The sequence below is a fragment of the Nocardiopsis ansamitocini genome, from assembly GCF_030268225.1.
GTDB lineage: Bacteria > Actinomycetota > Actinomycetes > Streptosporangiales > Streptosporangiaceae > Nocardiopsis_D > Nocardiopsis_D ansamitocini.
The window spans coordinates 125,056-141,615 of sequence record NZ_BSQG01000003.1 but is presented as its reverse complement, the minus strand read 5'-3'; the positions used below and the strand labels follow the sequence as shown (position 1 = coordinate 141,615).

The 16,560-nt window shown below is 67.7% G+C and carries 11 protein-coding genes and 2 pseudogenes; 4 read left to right on the top strand and 9 right to left on the bottom strand.

Annotated elements, in window-relative coordinates; translation table 11 throughout:
* Positions 1-74 precede the first annotated feature (74 nt).
* The gene (locus QSJ59_RS10350) at positions 75-851 is read left to right on the top strand and encodes a hypothetical protein (protein WP_285758994.1); all 777 of its coding nucleotides are present in this window, start codon (positions 75-77) and stop codon (positions 849-851) included.
* 24 nt (positions 852-875) lie between these two features.
* Here QSJ59_RS10350 and QSJ59_RS10345 read toward each other — a convergent pair.
* Together QSJ59_RS10345 and QSJ59_RS10340 are read right to left on the bottom strand one after the other, a co-directional pair.
* A pseudogene (locus QSJ59_RS10345) lies at positions 876-1,687 on the bottom strand (FKBP-type peptidyl-prolyl cis-trans isomerase).
* Positions 1,684-2,447: pseudogene (locus tag QSJ59_RS10340) on the bottom strand (transposase family protein). Before QSJ59_RS10340 ends, QSJ59_RS10345 begins: the two co-directional pseudogenes overlap by 4 nt.
* A gap of 669 nt (positions 2,448-3,116) precedes the next feature.
* On the opposite strand from QSJ59_RS10340, the gene QSJ59_RS10335 reads away from it, so the two are divergent.
* The 3 genes from QSJ59_RS10335 (at position 3,117) to QSJ59_RS10325 (ending at position 5,957) form a co-directional block, all read left to right on the top strand.
* Complete coding sequence (locus tag QSJ59_RS10335; RefSeq protein ID WP_285758991.1) at positions 3,117-4,103, top strand: MinD/ParA family ATP-binding protein; 987 nt, start codon at positions 3,117-3,119, stop codon at positions 4,101-4,103.
* Positions 4,104-4,199: 96 nt separating this feature from the next.
* On the top strand, positions 4,200-5,555 hold the full coding sequence (locus QSJ59_RS10330; protein WP_285758989.1) for a hypothetical protein: 1,356 nt from the start codon (positions 4,200-4,202) through the stop codon (positions 5,553-5,555).
* Between the two features lie 15 nt (positions 5,556-5,570).
* Entirely contained in the window at positions 5,571-5,957 is a 387-nt protein-coding gene (locus QSJ59_RS10325) for a hypothetical protein (RefSeq protein ID WP_285758987.1), read from the top strand.
* A gap of 70 nt (positions 5,958-6,027) precedes the next feature.
* Here the strand turns inward: QSJ59_RS10325 and QSJ59_RS10320 are convergent, their stop codons facing one another.
* The 7 genes from QSJ59_RS10320 to QSJ59_RS10290 form a co-directional block, all read right to left on the bottom strand.
* The gene (locus QSJ59_RS10320; protein ID WP_285758986.1) at positions 6,028-7,746 is read right to left on the bottom strand and encodes an ABC transporter family substrate-binding protein; all 1,719 of its coding nucleotides are present in this window, start codon (positions 7,744-7,746) and stop codon (positions 6,028-6,030) included.
* Positions 7,747-7,804: 58 nt separating this feature from the next.
* A complete protein-coding gene (locus tag QSJ59_RS10315) occupies positions 7,805-10,006 on the bottom strand; it encodes an ABC transporter ATP-binding protein (protein WP_285758985.1) in 2,202 nt (733 codons plus the stop codon).
* Positions 10,007-10,020: 14 nt separating this feature from the next.
* On the bottom strand, positions 10,021-10,947 hold the full coding sequence (locus QSJ59_RS10310) for an ABC transporter permease (RefSeq protein ID WP_285758983.1): 927 nt from the start codon (positions 10,945-10,947) through the stop codon (positions 10,021-10,023).
* Between the two features lie 67 nt (positions 10,948-11,014).
* Positions 11,015-11,998, bottom strand: a complete 984-nt coding sequence (locus QSJ59_RS10305) for an ABC transporter permease (RefSeq protein WP_285758982.1) — start codon at positions 11,996-11,998, stop codon at positions 11,015-11,017.
* A gap of 412 nt (positions 11,999-12,410) precedes the next feature.
* Complete coding sequence (locus QSJ59_RS10300) at positions 12,411-12,920, bottom strand: GNAT family N-acetyltransferase (RefSeq protein ID WP_285758981.1); 510 nt, start codon at positions 12,918-12,920, stop codon at positions 12,411-12,413.
* A gap of 49 nt (positions 12,921-12,969) precedes the next feature.
* Positions 12,970-14,046 (bottom strand): L-glyceraldehyde 3-phosphate reductase, encoded by a 1,077-nt coding sequence (gene mgrA / locus QSJ59_RS10295; RefSeq protein WP_285758979.1) that lies wholly within the window; start codon positions 14,044-14,046, stop codon positions 12,970-12,972.
* 95 nt (positions 14,047-14,141) lie between these two features.
* The gene (locus tag QSJ59_RS10290) at positions 14,142-16,184 is read right to left on the bottom strand and encodes a PhoX family protein (RefSeq protein ID WP_285758978.1); all 2,043 of its coding nucleotides are present in this window, start codon (positions 16,182-16,184) and stop codon (positions 14,142-14,144) included.
* Positions 16,185-16,560 lie beyond the last annotated feature (376 nt).

Below are 16,560 nucleotides of genomic sequence, written 5' to 3'. Positions count from 1 at the left end.
AACGGAGCAGGGGTGATGCGGAAATCCCCTGTCCGCGGTCTTTGCCCGAGCCACCCACCGTCCCGAGAAAGCCCATGGTCTCCTCCCGTTCGCACGTCGCCGCCGCGGCAGTATTCCTCGCCGTCCTGACCGGATGCTCCGCTTCGAGCGGCCCGGCCTCCCAGGAGCGGTCCGCAGCACCGCTGTCCCCCGAAGCGCAACGGGTCAGGGACCTCGGCTGCGGCAGCTGCGCCGAGGACGTCCACGTCGTCCCGGGACTGACCCACGACGGTGCCGCGGCGAGCCTGCTCATCGCCCAGGCCGAACTCGAGGCGCATCCGGTCAGCGGAGCCACCCGGACCACCCGGGTCTTCCTGGTGCGCGACAGTGACGACGAAGTCGTGGCCAGCAACCTCAACGAGGCACCGACCGGCTTCGTCCCCCTTCCCCCAGCCGAGTTCGACGACAGCTGGACCCTGGCCGACGACGGCACCTTCCTACTACTGACCAGGTACAGCGGGGTCGCCGGAATGCAGCAGGTGTCCTGGTTGAAACCGGACCTCCCCGAGAGCATCGAGGGTTTCGGCCTCGTCGGGCCCCCCACAGCCGGACAGCGCAGCGTGGAGACAGAGGACCTGGACGACGATGGCGATACGGAGATCGTGGGATATCTCGGCGGCGACAACCCCGACTGGGCGCAGCGGTACGTGAAGTTCTTCCACCGGTTCGATCCGGAGAGCGCGAGCTACCAACCGTGGCGCTGCACGGAGAGCACCGACGGCGGAAAGTCGTACCCGGAACCGGTCACCATGTACGAGGCTCCGTGCTACGAGTTCGGCAGTGGTCCGCTTCCCTGGGCGGAGGGCGAATAGCCAGACACAGCACGCGGCTCCTCGTCAATGTCGGCCAAGGATGTCGACGGTGAACAGGACCGGCTCATCGGCCGGGACTCCGATATCCGGATTTCCGGCGTCACCGAACGCCAGTTCCGGAGGAAGGATCAACAGGACCCTGCTGCCGGCGGGACACCGGGAAGGGCCTCATCCCATCCGGGAAGAATCTGTCCGGTACCGATGGAGTAGGCACTGGGGCGGCCATTCCACTTCCAGGTGCTGCCGAAGACCTCTCCGGTAGTCCACGTGACACCCGCGAACTGGACAACGATCCGATCGCCATCCCTGACCGGCTCTCCACCTCCTTCGATGAGAGTGATTGCCTCCAGTTGTTCAGGAACAGGATTTTCTGTCGAAACGGTTTTGGGGTGCCTGTTATCGGTGACGTCCACACCGGAGAGGGCGCCGGCCGACTCAACCTGTTCACCTGGGACGGTCTGGCCAGCCACATAGTGGTCAAGGATGTCGAGAACGTGCACGGTCGCAGTGTCCTGACTAGAGGAACCCTCCCCGGAAACCGGTGGACCAGATCCTGACGCAATCAGTCTGGTCCCGTTCTTCCAGTCGTTACCTACATCACCAGCACCGGAAAAGACAGCAGCGAAGTCTGCAGCTGTAAAAAGGACGTCGGGCCCGCCAGAGAAGGTAGAAAACGTGGGACCGGCGTTTTCGCCACGGCCATCGACCTCATAGGAGGCAAGTCGGGTGACGATCAGAGAATCCGGGCCGATGGGAAGCCCATCACCCTCGATGACCGTTCGGTGCGTCGGATTCACGGGCAACGAACCTTGCGCAACCAAGTGAGCCTTTTTCATCCTGTTTCTCGGAGCTGGAGGACCAGAACAGCGCGGGTGATCTGGCCGGCCCGCTGCGCGCAGCAGCGCGGGCGGCGCAGGATGTCCCACTGTTTGAGCTGGGCGATCACGCGTTCGCCCGGTGAGCGGAGCTTGGCGTGGGCGGAGTTGGCGTCCTTCTTCCACCGCGGCTTGCCGCGCCCTTTGAACGGGCAGAACACCACGTCCCAGAGCCCGACGCAGCCCTTGTCGCCCAGCCCGAGGAGGCCCACGGCCTCGATCCGCTCGGCGATCTTTTAGCCCCGGGCGGCGCGGGTGTCGTGCACCGCGCCGGGCAGCGACCACGACGTCCACAGGGGTTCGCCCTCCGGGGCTGCGACGACCTGGATGTTCATGCCGTGTTGCTTGTGCTTGCCGGGGTAGAAGGGCCGGTCGGCCCCCACCCGGTCGCAGGCGATGAGGGTGCCCTCCACGATCGTGTACCCCCAGCCTTTCCGGCGGGCGCGGCGCAGCCCTTGTTTTGGGGTGGGCGCTTGCTCGGCGAGCAGGGCCGTGGTCTGGCGCACGTACCTCCAGGCGGTCGTGGTGTCGAGGCCGAACCCGGCCGCGAGGGGGCGAAGGGCTCACCCTTGTACAGGTGGACCAGGACCAGCAGGGCCTGTTGCGCCGGGTCTGGGCACCGCCGTCGGGGCCCGGTCGTGGCGCGGTGGGTGCGGATGGTGCGGGCGGTCAGGTTGAGGGTGCGGCGTGACAACGGCAGCGCGGAGCGGTAGAACAGCATGCAGAGCCCTTGGTGTGGCAGGTTTTCGTGGTTGTTAACCCACCTGCCAGGGGCTTCTTGCTGTTCGGAAGAGGCGCGGGGAGACCGGTACGGGGCTGCGACCTGCACCTTCAGAATGAAAAAGGCTCCGTTCCCGCCTGGATCGCAATCGTCCAGGGGGGGCCGAATGAACGGCCAGCATGACAATGCCTTCTCCGGGGCCGCCGGGCTGGAGTCGAGGTCCAGGGTCTCTGCAACACCGCCCATCGGCTCGGCAGTGTCACAGCCCTCAAGGTCCAGTGCGGTGCACGCAGCTCCCTGGGCACCGTCGCCGATCATCGTGGCGACGGTGCCTCCGCCCGCGAAGATGACGGCCGCGGCGATCTCGGCCACGACGATGGCAATGCCGGTGTACTCCAGAAACCCAGCTCCCGTCTCTCGCCGTGGACGCGACGGCCGGAGGAACGACATGCGACTACCTCGCGGTGGGTGTGGGGCGGGGGCGGCGGGGTAATTTCGATGTTTCTTTCTCAAAGGGGGCCCAGCTTTTTAGGGCCCTGCGTTGGGCCCAATGGTTCCTTGCCGGGCCCAATCTCCGCTCGGTTCGTGTCAGGCCCATCTCGCTGCGTAGGATTCAGGTCGGCGTCCAATGCCCACGCTTTGCCGACAGCAGTGTTAGGAAGCGCAACGGTGTCTTTCTCCTCCCCCGCTCCTCGCCCGAATCCGCACCAGGCACCCGCGTCGGCCTTCTTCGTCGGTTCGACGGCGGACCTGACCCCGGAGAACCTGCTCAAACCGGCCAAGAGGCCTCCCAGTGGCGGATGGCGGCGGGCGTTGTTCACCGCCAGCAGGGGACTGATCAACCCGGGGGACTCCAAAGCCGAACTGCACCGGCGGGCACTTCGCGGCCAGGCGCGGTCCCCCATCGCCGGTGGACACCACCGGGTCGCCGTCCTGAGCCTGAAGGGCGGGGTCGGCAAGACCACCACGGCCGTGGGCCTGGGATCGGTACTGGCCTCCGAACGGGGCGACCGGGTGATCGCCGTGGACGCCAACCCCGACCGGGGCACCCTCACCGACCGCCTCCCGGCCGAACTGCGAACCGAACGCACCGTCCGTGACCTCCTCAACAACCAGCAGGACGTACGCCGCTACGCCGACGTACGGGGCTACACCAGCCAGGCCGTGTCGCGGCTGGAGTTCCTGGCCTCCGACGTGGACCCCGCGGTGAGCGAGGCGTTCAGCGGGACGGACTACCGCGATGTCGCGGCGATCGTCGAGCGGTTCTACTCCATCTGCATCACCGACTGCGGCACCGGGATGCTGCACGCCGCGATGAACGAGATCCTGGCCCTGGCCGACCAGATGGTGCTGGTCAGCCCGCCGTCCGTCGACGGGGCGCGCAGCGCTTCGGCAACCCTGGACTGGCTGGAGGCGCACGACCACGGCTTGCTGGCCAAGAACGCCGTCGTGGTGATCTCCCGAGCGGGCAAGGGCGCGACCGTGGACATCGGCCAGTTGGAGGGACACTTCGCCGGACGGTGCCGCAGAGTGGTGCGCGTCCCGGAGGATCCGCACCTGGAGCAGGGTTCGTCGATCGAACTGGAGCGGCTGCGCCCGGCGACCCGGCTGGCCTACCTGGAACTGGCGGCCGAGGTCGCCGGAGGGTTCGGGTGAGCCGCGCCCTTTGAGGCGCTTGGGCCCTGGGGCCCGGTCCGGATGGGGTCGTAGGTTTCTGTTCGCCCGGCGGTCCGATTCCTTAGCGTCCACGGTATGCAACGCCTACGGGGCGACGACGCCGGGGGCAGCCTCATCGAGTACGTCGCCGTCATCCTGCTCGCCGCCCTCGTCCTGTCCGCGCTCGTGGTCGCCCTCGCCCCGGGACCGATCACCGACTCGATCCGGCGGTCGGTGTGCCTGGCACTCGACCTCGGTGGCTGCGACCCGGAGCCGGCTCCCTCCGCCGATGCCGATTACCGGCCGGAGCGCTGCCTGCAGAGCCGTATAACCGAGATGGGCGGGATGAGCGTCGAGGTGCTCATCACCCTCGGCGAGGAGTTCTCCTTCATCACCGAGACCTTCTCCGACGGCCGCACGCAGTTGACTCTCGTCGACACGGCCAGGTTGGAGGCGACTCTCGGCGCCGGGGCCAGCATCAACGTCACCAAGGCGTTCAATCTGGGCGCCGAAGTCGGCGTTACCGGAAACCTCAGTTTTCCCAACGGTTCGACCTGGGTCTTCGACTCCCCGGAGGAGGCTGCCCAACTCGCCGAGGACCTCCGGACCAAGCAGAAGATCGACCTCACCAAACGCGTCAGTCCGATCGCCGGATGGATCACGGACTGGGTCGCCGGGCCGGACATCCCCGACCCGCACATCACCCGTTCCGGGATCGAGTCGGGGGTGCGGGCGACCGCGGAGGCCGGTCTGAGCATCGGCAACGACCGAGAACGGTCCGGGACGGACGGTGGCGGCACCGGCTCCACCGGTGACGACGGGATCGAGGGGTGGTCGATCAGCCCGAAGCTCAAGGTCGACGGTGCCGTCGGTGTGACCGCCGCGCTCAACGAGTCCACCGACCACCGCGACGGCAGCGTCACGACCACCTACGAGTTGAACGGCTCGGCGAGTGTGGGCGCGAACTGGGTGGTCGGTCGCTGGAAACCGGTCGGCGGGCGGACCGGGTTGATGAGCGTGACCCGCGATGCCGAGGGCCGGATCACCGGTCTGACGCTGTCACAGGTCGCGACGGAAGGCAGCGGGTCGACGGTGACCACGACCGAACTCCCGGTCGAGACGGCGCAGGAGCGCGCGATGGTGGAGTCCTGGATCGGGCTCATCGTGGACGATCAGGTGATTCCGCTGACCTGGGACTCCATGGCCCCCACCGAGTTGGGGACCGATCCGAGCCCGTTCGAACGGTGGGTGTTCGAGAACGGGCGGACATCGCGCACGGAGTACGCCAACGAGAACAACATCCAGGAGGTGGCGGCCAGCGTGAAGGTCGGGGTGGGCCTGGGGTTGGGCGGGACCTGGGGGGACACCTCGATGACCGTCACCGACGCCGAGTACCTGGGGGCCCCGAACGGTGACGAGCGCCAGTACGTCGACTACACCGAGTGTGCGTGAGCAAGGAGAAACGGAATGGACGTCATTGTCTCGTGGCTGGTGGGATCGGTGTCGTGGTTCGCCCTCAAGGTGGCCGGCACCGTGGCGGTGGTGTGGCTCGCCTCTCCCGAGGAACTGAGCAGTTTCGAGGGGGCGGTGCTGTGGAACGGCGGCATCGGCTTCGTGTGCTATCTGCTGGTCGCGGTGGTGGCCGGCCTCGCGCACCGTGCTCCGGAACGGCGCCGTCTCGGGCGCAACGCGCTGGCGGTACTGGGCGCACCGGTTCTGTTGACCCTGTTGGACGGGGCGCTGACGGCGGTCGCTCCCGACCCCGACCCGGCCCTGTTCCTTGCCTGCGCGGTGATCTCCCTGCTCGGAGCCGTAGCGGGATGGCTGCTGGTGCGCGCGGCACGCCGGTCGTAACGCGGAAGGGCCCCGCGCGAGGCTCGTCGCGCGGGGCCCTTCGTCGTCCGGCTGCGGATGGTCTTTTCGGTTACTCCTGGACCCAGCCGATGTCGGTGTAGATGAGGGAGGCGAGTCCGTGCTCGCCCCAGTTGGCGATGTCGGCGTTGACCGCGTAGAGGCCGGGACGCTGGAAGAACGGCACTGCCTGGCCGTTCTCCCACAGGGCGCGGTCGATCTCGTTGGCGAGTTCGGCGTAGCGCTCGGGGTCGGTCTCCTTCTTCAACGCGTCGAACTTCTCGTTGACCTCGTCGGTGGTGATCTTGGCGGTGTTGTTGCCCCAGTTGGGCTCGCCCTCCTCGGTTTCACCGAACGGTCCGCCGTAGTTGCCGTAGGAGTCGCCGGCGAACGGGTTGGTTCCGGTGAGGACGTACGTGGCCGCCTCGTAGTTTCCGGGGATGACGTACTCGGTGAACAGCGAGTTGCCCGGGACCGCCTCGATCTTGACGTCCACGCCGATGTCCTTGAGCATGGCCTGGGCGATCTCGGCCTCGTCCTTGGCGACCTGCAGGTCGGCGGAGGCGACCCAGCGGATCTCCAGGGGCTCGCCGTCCTTGGTGCGCGTTGCGCCCTCGGACTCCTGGACCCAGCCCGCGTCGTCGAGAAGTTGCCCGGCCTTCTCGGGGTCGTACTCGCCGAAACCTTCGCTGTTGTCCTGGAAGCCGTTCTGGCTGGAACGCAGCAGTCGGTTCACCAGCGGGTCGGTGGTCCATTCGACGGCTTCGAGCGAGGCCTGGGCCAGGGCGGAGCGGTCGATGCCGTGCACGACGGCCTGACGGACCCGGACGTCTTCCAGCTTGGGGCTGGCGCCGTTGAGCTGGATGAAGCGGTAGCCGTTGTTGACGGCCTTGGTGAGACGGGTGTTCTCCTTGTCCTTGAGCAGCGCGTAGCCGGCCGCGTCGGTACCGAGGTAGAACCCGTCGAGCTCGTCGTTGTTGAAGACCTGGGCGAGAGCGTCGTTGGCGTAGTTGTGGAAGATGATGCTGTCCAGCTTGGCCGGCTCGCCCCACCAGTCCTCGTCGCGGGTGACCGTGACGGTCTCGGCCGTGTCGTCGAACTCGACATCGCCGAAGGGCCCGGCGGTCACGGGGAGCTCGCTGACGTAGCCCTCGTTGAACTTGTCGGGGTCGGTCATGTACTCCTTGGGGTACAGCGGGTCGAACAGCTTGGGCCACTCGCCGTAGGGCTCGTCGAAGACGAGCGAGAAGGAGTACTCGTCGTCGCCCTTGCGAACCTCCTTGACCTGCTCGTAGCCGTCGGTGCTGCCGACCAGGTAGTCGTCGCCCTTCGCGCCGCCGACCGCCTCGGCCTGCTCCTTGTAGTCTTCCCAGGTGATGGGCTCGCCGTCGGACCACACGGCGTCGGGGTTAAGCGTGTAGTCGACCGTGAGGCCGTCCTCGCTGACCCCGTACTCCTCGATGTAGTCGGTGTTGGCGCTGAACGCACCCGCCTCGTCGTAGAGGGTGGCGATGGGCATGACCCCGGACACGATCCTGCGGACGTTGGCGAGGTTGCCGTCGGGGTGCCACATGTTGTACTGAGCGGGGTACTCGTTGAGGCCCCACTTGAACGTCCCGCCGTCCTGCACGGCGTCGCGCTCCTGGGGGTTCATGTCCTGGGCGGGGATGTCGGCGAGGGTCTCCTCGGAGCCACCGTTCTCGTTGCCGTCGCCGCTGCCGGAACAGGCGCTGGCGAGAAGCGCCAGTGCCAGCACCGGTGCGGTCAGCGCCGCGCTCTTCCTGAATCGCATGCAGTTCCTCCTCGGGGGTTACCGGTCCACCGCGTACACGCGGGAACCGGGAGTGGGGTCAGACGACGACGCGTTTTTGCGCGTAGTGACACGCGGTGGCGTGGTCGTCTCCGGTCAAGGGCCGGATGGCGGGCTCTTCGGAGAGGCAGCGCCGCCGGTCGCTCTCCGGGAGCGCCTGGAACTTCGGGCAGCGGGTGCGGAAGCTGCATCCCGATGGCGGGTTCGCCGGGCTGGGCAGGTCACCCTCCAGCACGATGTGGGTCCGGCTCCGCTCCTTCTCCGGGTCGGGGATGGGGATCGCCGACAGGAGCGCCTGGGTGTAGGGGTGGGCCGGTTCGGTGTAGATGGAGTGGACGTCGCCGATCTCGACGATCTTGCCGAGGTACATGACGGCGACCCGGTCGGCCAGGTGCCGGATGACCGACAGGTCGTGGGCGACGAAGAGGTAGGCGAGGCCGAGCCTGGCCTGGAGTTCCTCCAGCAGGTTGACCACACCGGCCTGGATGGACACGTCCAGTGCCGAGACGGGCTCGTCCAGGACGAGGACCTTCGGCTCCAGGGCGAGCGCGCGGGCGATGCCGATGCGCTGGCGCTGGCCGCCGGAGAATTCCGCCGGGTAACGGGAGGCGTGCGCGGGGTCGAGGCCCACCAGGGCCAGGAGTTCGCGGACCCGCGCGTTGAGCCTGCTCCTGGGGTAGGAGTGGGTGCGCAGGGGCTCGGCGATGATCTCGAAGACCGGCATCCGCGGGTCCAGCGAGGACATGGGGTCCTGGAAGACGACCTGCATGTCGCGGCGGATCTTGAAGCGCTCACGCCTGGACAGCCGTCCCGACTCCTTGCCAAGGACCACGACCTTCCCGCGCGCGGGTCGGTCCAGGCTGAGGATCTCCATCAGCGTGGTGGACTTGCCGCACCCCGACTCCCCGACGAGGCCGAGGGTCTCGCGCTCGCGGATGTCGAAGCTGATGCCGTCGACGGCGTACACCGTGCCGACACGACGCTTGAACAGCGCTCCCTTGAGCAGGGGGTGGTGCTTGATGAGGTCGTCGACCTCCAGCACCACCGGACGGTCCGCGCGGGGGAGCCGGGCGACGGCGTCAGCGGGGATCTCGGGCAGGGGGTAGATGTCGGCGGCGGTCCAGTTCTCGGTGTCGATCTCCCCGGAACGGATACAGGCCGAACGGTGTTCGACCGTACTGCTCCGTGCCGGCTCGGACGCGGCGGCCTGGGACTGGCCGACCGCGTCGATCTCCGCGGTGCTGGGCTGGGCTCCGATGGTGAGAAGCTGGGGCTCTCCGGCGGAGCACTGGGGCAGGGCGATCGGGCACCGCGGAGCGAAGGGGCAGCCCGGGGGCAACGCGGCCAGCGAGGGCGGGTTGCCCTTGATGGGCACCAGCGGGGTCTTCTCCTCCAGGTCGAGCCTGGGGATCGCTCCGAGCAGACCCATCGTGTAGGGCATGCGCGTGCGGTAGTAGACCTCGTCGACGGTTCCCATCTCGACCGGGCGCCCTGCGTACATGACCAGGACGCGGTCCACGAAGCCCGCCACGACGCCGAGGTCGTGGGTGATCATGACGATGGCGGCGCCGGTCTCGCGCTGCGCGGTCTTGAGCAGTTCGAGGACCTGGGCCTGGATGGTGACGTCGAGTGCGGTCGTGGGCTCGTCGCAGATGATGACGTCGGGGTCGTTGGCCATGGCCATGGCGATCATGACCCGTTGGCGCATACCGCCGGAGAATTCGTGCGGGAACGCCTTGAGGCGCTGGGCCGCGTTGGGGATGCCCACGAGGGCGAGCAGTTCGGCCGCCCGGGTCAGCGCCTGCTGTTTGGAGACCGTGGAGTCGTGCACCCGGACGGCCTCGGCGAGCTGGTCGCCGACGGTGTAGACCGGGGTCAGCGCCGAGAGGGGGTCCTGGAAGACCATCGAGATGACCTTGCCGCGGACCTTGGCAAGGCGCTGGTCGTCGAGGCCGAGCAGTTCCTGGCCTTTGAGCCGGACCGAACCGGTCACCTCGGCGTACTCGGGGAGCAGCCCCATCGCCGCCAGGGACGACACCGACTTCCCGGAACCGGATTCGCCGACGATCCCGAGGATCTCGCCGCGGTTGAGCCGGTAGCTGACACCGCGCACGGCCTTGATGTCGGGGGCCTTGTTCACCCCGGGGAAGGTGACGTGCAGGTTGTCGACTTCGAGCACGGGAACGTCGCCGGACCGGGTCGGGGCCGGGTCGGGCGCGGTCGTGGTCTCGGTGTTGTTCATCGGGGTTCCCTCCCTTAGGCCCGGCGGGACTTGGACTGGGGGTCGAGTGCGTCCCGCAGCCCGTCGCCGATCATGTTGACGGCCAGGACGAGCAGGACCAGTAGGCCGGTGCAGAAGACGAAGGTCCACGGGTGGGTGACGGCCTGGCGCGCGCCCACGGCGATGAGGGAGCCCAGGGTGACGTCGGGCGGCTGGACACCGAATCCGAAGTAGGACAGGGCCGTCTCGGCGATGATCGCGGAGCTGACGTTGATGGTGGCGTCCACGATGAGCAGCGACGACATGTTGGGAATGATGTGGCGGAAGATGATCTTCCAGGCCGGGACGCCCATGAAGCGCGCGGCGTGCACGTACTCGCGTTCCTTGAGCGAGATGGTCATGCCCCGGATCATCTTGGCGGTGACCATCCAGCCGAACGCGGCGAGCAGGAGGACGAAGACGAGCCAGCCGCTGGTCCGCAGTACCGGGGAGAGGATGGCGAGGATCAGGAAGCTGGGCAGCACCAGGGCGAGGTCGGTGATCCACATGAGCGCCCGGTCGCTGACGCCCGTGAAATAGCCGGCGAACGCTCCGACGACGGCGGCGAACGTGGTGGTGATGACCGCGACGAGCAAGCCGATGATCAGCGACTTCTGCAGACCGGACATCGTGATGGTGAAGATGTCGCGACCGGTGTTGTCGGTGCCGAGCCAGTGTTCGGGCGAGGGCGGTTTGAGGAAGCTGGAGAAGTCCCGTTCTCCGAATTCCCAGGGGCTGATCAGCGGCCCCAGCCACGCGGCGGCGGCCATGAGCGCCAGGATGACCAGTCCCACGACCACGCGGCGGGTGCGCAGCATCTGGGACAGGACCCCGGACCAGCGGCCGGGGACCCGGGTCTCGTCACTGCCGCCTTCGTGTCCGGTCGAGGTTTCGAGCGCTACGCGCTCAGCGGACATGCTCATCGGTTCTTCTCCAACGTGGTGCGGACAGTCGCGCAGGAAACGGTGGCGGGCTGCGCCTGATCGGCCATCAGCCCACCCTCACCCGCGGGTCGAGCCAGGCGTAGAGGATGTCGGAGAAGAAAGAGGCCGCCATGACGCACACGGCCATGAAACAGGAGACTGCGGCGACGGCGTGGACGTCGTTGGTGAAGATCGAGTCGACGACCCAGGCCCCCATCCCGTTCCAGCCGTAGACCTTCTCGGTGAAGGTCGTCCCGGCCAACAGGATGCCGAACGTGAAGGTGAAGTAGGTGACGGTGGGGATGAGTGCGGTGCGCAGCGCGTGTTTGAACAAAGCGGCCCGGCGGGTGAGCCCCTTGGCCATGGCGGTGCGCACGAAGTCCGACCCGAGGACGTCGAGCATCATGTTGCGCTGGTAGCGGCTGAACGCCGCGAAGAGGGCGATGGCCAGGGTGAGCGTCGGCAGGACCATGTGTTGCAGGCGGTTGCCCAGTGTCCCCCAGAACCCCGCGTCCAGGCCTGAGGTGTACTCACCGCCGTACTGGAATATCTGCACACCGGTCGCCTGGTTGATCGAGGCCGCCGCGACCTGGAGGGTCACCGCGATGACGACCGTGGGCACGGCGAGCACGAAGAACGCGGCAGCCGTGGCCGTCTTGTCGAATTTCCGGTACTGGCGCACCGCGGAGTAGGCGCCGATGGCGACTCCGGTGGTGCAGCCGATGATCGTGCCGGCGATGATCAGGCGCAGGGTCACCCCGGCTTTGCGGGCGATCTCGGTGTTGACCGGTTTGCCCTGGATGGTCTGCCCGAAGTCGCCGGTGGCGACGCCGGTGACCCATGTCGTGTAGCGCTCCGCCAACGGGGTCTTGTCGTTGAGGTTGAGCTGGTAGAGCCGGGCGTCGACCGACTCCGGCGAGGGCGGCGGCTGCATCTGCTCGAAGTTGGCGCGCGGATCGAGCGTGGTCGCGGCCAGCAGGTAGGCGAATGTGGTCGCCAAGAACACCAGAACCACGTAGTTCGCTAGTCGCCTGACCAGGAACATCCCCATGTGGGGCCTCCCGCCTTCGCCTGTTGGGCGCTTCAGTGGTCTCGGCCCTCACCACCATCCCCGAGCAGATCACACCATTTAATTACGGAGAGTGACATTTTGATGGGATTTGCGATGAGCTACTGAGACGTATTGTGATTATCGGCCCACGGTCAGCAAGCCCAATGTCCACGAGTTTGCGCACTTTCCGACACCAACCGGTTACCGAGATGTCAAGAAAGCGTCACGGGACTTCTTTGGACACTACGGACGGAGACCTCACGTGCAGAGTAGCCACAATCAGTGACGGACACCGGGTGATCCGGCGGTCAGGGCCGCGTATGTGCTTTCGCCGCCCCGGAGATGGCCCCGCGGAGGGGGCAGGACCCATGCGTGCTCGCTCCCGCGGGGTTGCCCAGGGTGCGCTCTCCCGTCAGGCCACGCAGTGGATTCGATGGCGCAACTCGGTGAACGTCACCCCGTAGCGGGTGGTCGAGCGGCGCCGGCCGTCGAGCGACCACCCGCTGGTTCGGTAGAAGGCACGCGGGCGATGATTGTCCAGGGCGGTCCACAGGGTGGCCTCACGGTAGCCCTGCTCCTGGAAGGACCGCAGGACCTCGGCCATGAGGTGCCGCGCGGCCCCCTGTCCCCAGTGGTCGGGGTGCACGTAGAACATGTGCAGCTCTGCGGTTCCCCGGGCCGCGTCGGCGTCCAGGGACTGTCGGGTGATCGCGAACCCGACGACCTCTCCGTCGGTGTTCTCGGCGACGAACACCGTGGTCTCCAGGGCGCGGATCGCCTGGACGTAGGGCGTGCCGTCCGGTTTCCGGGCAGCCAGCTCCTCCACGGGCAGGAAACCCGACCATCCGGCCATCGCGGCCGCGTGGAAGATTCTTCCCATCGACTCGGCGTCGGACTGCCGGGCCGCCCGTATTGTCGTCACCGGTTCATCGTCCCATCCCGGCCGGTCGGCACTGCGTGCCGGTTCGGGATCACGGGCGACTGGAGCTGCGCCAGATGTCGATGCCCAGGTCGGCGGAGAGCGTGTCGATCTCGGCCAGTTCTTCGTCGGTCAGCTGCTGGGCGCGCGTGGCTGCCAGGCTGTCCTCCAATTGGGCGACACTGCTGGCCCCGATGAGCACAGAGGTGACCCGGGGATCACGCAGTGCCCAGGTCAGGGCGAGTTGGGCCAGGGACTGGCCACGCCGCTGGGCCACCCCGTCAAGGGAACGGATGCGGGCCAGGTTGTCCTCGTTGAGCCAGGCCGGCGACAGCGACTTGCCGGCACCGGCCCTGGAACCCTCGGGGATCCCGTCCAGGTACTTGTCGGTCAGCATGCCCTGGGCCAACGGGGAGAAGGCGATGCACCCCGCGCCCTCGTCCGCCAGGACGTCCAGCAGACCGTCCTCTTCGATCCACCGGTTGACCATGGAGTAGGAAGGCTGGTGGATGAGCAGCGGCGTGCCCATCTCCCGCAGGATGGCGGCGGCCTTTCGGGTGTTCTCCGGAGAGTAGGAGGAGATCCCCGCGTACAGCGCCTTGCCCGATCGCACCGCCTGGTCCAGTGCCGACATTGTCTCTTCGACGGGGGTGTCGGGGTCGAAACGGTGGCTGTAGAAGATATCGACGTGGTCGAGGCCCATCCGGGCGAGCGACTGGTCGAGACTGGCCAGCAGGTACTTGCGCGACCCGCCGCTGCCGTAGGGACCGGGTGCCATCGTCCAGCCGGCCTTGGTGGAGATCACCAATTCGTCGCGGTGGGCCCGGAAGTCCTCGCGCATGATCCGGCCGAAGTTCAACTCCGCCGATCCGGCGGGCGGGCCGTAGTTGTTGGCCAGGTCGAAGTGGGTCAGGCCGAGGTCGAAGGCGCGGCGCAGGATGGCGCGCTGGGTGGACAGTGCGCGATCGTCGCCGAAGTTGTGCCACAGCCCCAGCGAGACCGCCGGAAGGAGCAGCCCGCTGCGTCCGGTCCTGCGGTAGGGCATCCGCTGGTCGTAGCGGTCGGGATCGGCCGCGTAGACCCCCGCCGCTGGGACGTCGATCCGGGGAACATCGCCTCTGTGCACCATGAACGTGATCCTCGCACACGGCACGACAGGGACGGAACAGGGCGTCGGTGCGGTGGGGCGGCACCCCGGGCCGGGGTGCCGCCGGGGGCGGCCGGCTACCGGGAACCGATGTCCTTGCCGCCCTTGTGCCAGATCGAGACCACCGCCGGGCGGGGGAAGTCCCCGTCCGGCCAGGTGCTGGTCGGCGCCTCGACCGTTCCGTCCTCCCCCGGGTGCTGGGGAGCCAGGAACACGGTCTTCTGGTCGGGGGTGATGAAGGGGCCACAGCACTCCGCTTCGACCGGGACGGTCGCGAAGGTCGTGAGCGCGCCGCGGGCGTGTCCTTCCACCGGCATCACGTGCAGGGCGTCGTTGGTACCGATGGTGCCGGGCTGTCCGTCCGTGGAGATCCAGAGGTTGCCGTGCCGGTCGAAGGTGAGGTTGTCCGGGGAGGAGATGGCCGCGACCTCGGACTTGTCGTAGCCGGCGTAGTAGGTGGCCGGGTCTTCGGGGTCACCGCAGACCAGGGGGACCTTCCAGCCGAAGCTGGTGGCACCGGCGTCGCCCCTGCGCTCGGTGAGCTCCAGGATGTGGCCGAACTTGTTGGCCGCACGGGGATTGGGCTCATCGGCCTGTTCGGGGGTGCGGGCAGAGTTGTTGGTGAGTGCGCAGTACACCTTGCCGGTCACCGGGCTGGCCTCGAAGTCCTCGGGACGGTCCATCTTGGTCGCGCCGACGGCATCGGCGGCCAGACGCGTGTGCACCAGCACTTCGGCGACGGTGAAGCCCTTCACGTAACTGCGGGTGGAGTCGCAGAGCCGCACCCACTCCCCCGAGCCGTCGAAGTCTCCGTCAAAGGGAAGCGCACCCGAGCCGTCGATCTCCTCGGCCGGACTGTTCCCGGTGAGCCGGGCGACGTAGAGGGTTCCCGAGTCGAGCAGGGTGTCGTTGTGCCGACGCGATCCCTTGCGGGGCTTCTTCGCGGTGACGAACTTGTAGATGTAGTCGAAACGCTCGTCGTCCCCCATGTAGACCGCGACCCGGCCATCGGTGGTGGTCCTGGTGTTGGCGGCCTCGTGCTTGAAGCGGCCGAGCATGGTGCGCTTGCGGGGGACGTAGGAGGCGTCGAAGGGGTCGATCTCGACGATGTAGCCGAACCGGTTGGCCTCGTTGGGATGCTTGGACAGGTCGAAGCGCTCGTCCACCCGGTCGAAGCGACGGTTGTGGGAGCGGGTGTCTCCCGACGTGGCGATGCCGTACCGCTTCAGCGCGGGCTTGGCCTGCTCCGCGACCCCCTCGCCACCGACGAAGTACTGGTTGAAGTTCTCTTCCGCGGTCAGGATGGTGCCCCACGGTGTCGTACCGCCCGAGCAGTTGTTGAGCATGCCGAGCACCGTGGTGCCCCTGGGGTCGGCGTGGGTGCGCAGCAGACGGTCCCCCGCGGCCGGACCGGTCAGTTGCATGCGGGTGGTGGCGGTGATGCGCCGGTTGAAGGGGCGGCGCCCCTTGGTGACCAGCTTCCAGGCACCGGTGCGCCCGACCCGCTCGACCTCCACGACGGAGCCGCCGTGCGCGGCCATGGCGATCTTGATCTGTTCCAAGTCCGCGTCGGCCCCGTCGGTGTAACCGGAGAACATCAGGTTCTCATTGGTGTACTCGTGGTTGACCCACAGCAGGCCGCGACGCCCGTCGATCTTGACGAAGGTCACGTAGTCGGCGTTGTAGCCGAACTGCTTGGCCTGCGCCTCGGCGGTCTGCGCGGTGAAGTCGAAGGCCGGTGCTCCCGGGACGACGGGGTCGCCCCAGCGGACGACCACGCGTTGGTCGTATCCGGCGGGGACGGTCACGACGTCGTCGATGTTGGGGGCGACCGGGACGAAACCGGGACGGCCCCGGGACGCACCCCGGTCGGCTCCGGCGAGGACCGGAGCGGCCGGGACGGCGACGAGTGCGGAGACGCCCGCGGTCACGAGGCCCGCTGCGAGGGCGCCGCGCCTGGAGAGCACGCCCGAATAGACGTCCCCGAAGTAGGGGTTGTCGCTGGTGTTGGGGGCGTCGTGGAAGCAGGCGTCGCCGCAGCGGAACCGGCAGGTGGCACGGGAGCGGCCACCGGGGTGCCCGATGAGCGGGAGCAGGCGTCGGCGTGCGGGGTCGGTCACTGGTCCTCCTGAACGTGAGCTGGAAGCGGCGGTCGTGCCGCTCCCGAGCGGGGCGCGGTATCAGGCGAAAGGGGGCCTGGCCTCTGGATTCGCGGGCAACGGGGCGGCCTGGTCCCGCGACCTTCCCGGAGCAGCTCGACCACGCCGTGAATGCATGGTGAACACGGCGAATCCGCTCTGCGGCCAATCGCGTGGGGCCTCTGGGCAACCGGGATGCCGAAAAAGCAGGTCCGGCAGGTTTTCCACAGTTTCGGCACAGTTCGCCCCCCACCTGGTCGAAGACTTGTCGGCGCGCGTATCCTTGCCGTGGACAACCCGATTCCGACAGCCGCGACACTCACCACCGCAAGCGCACGCACTGCCCCGAAGAGATCCG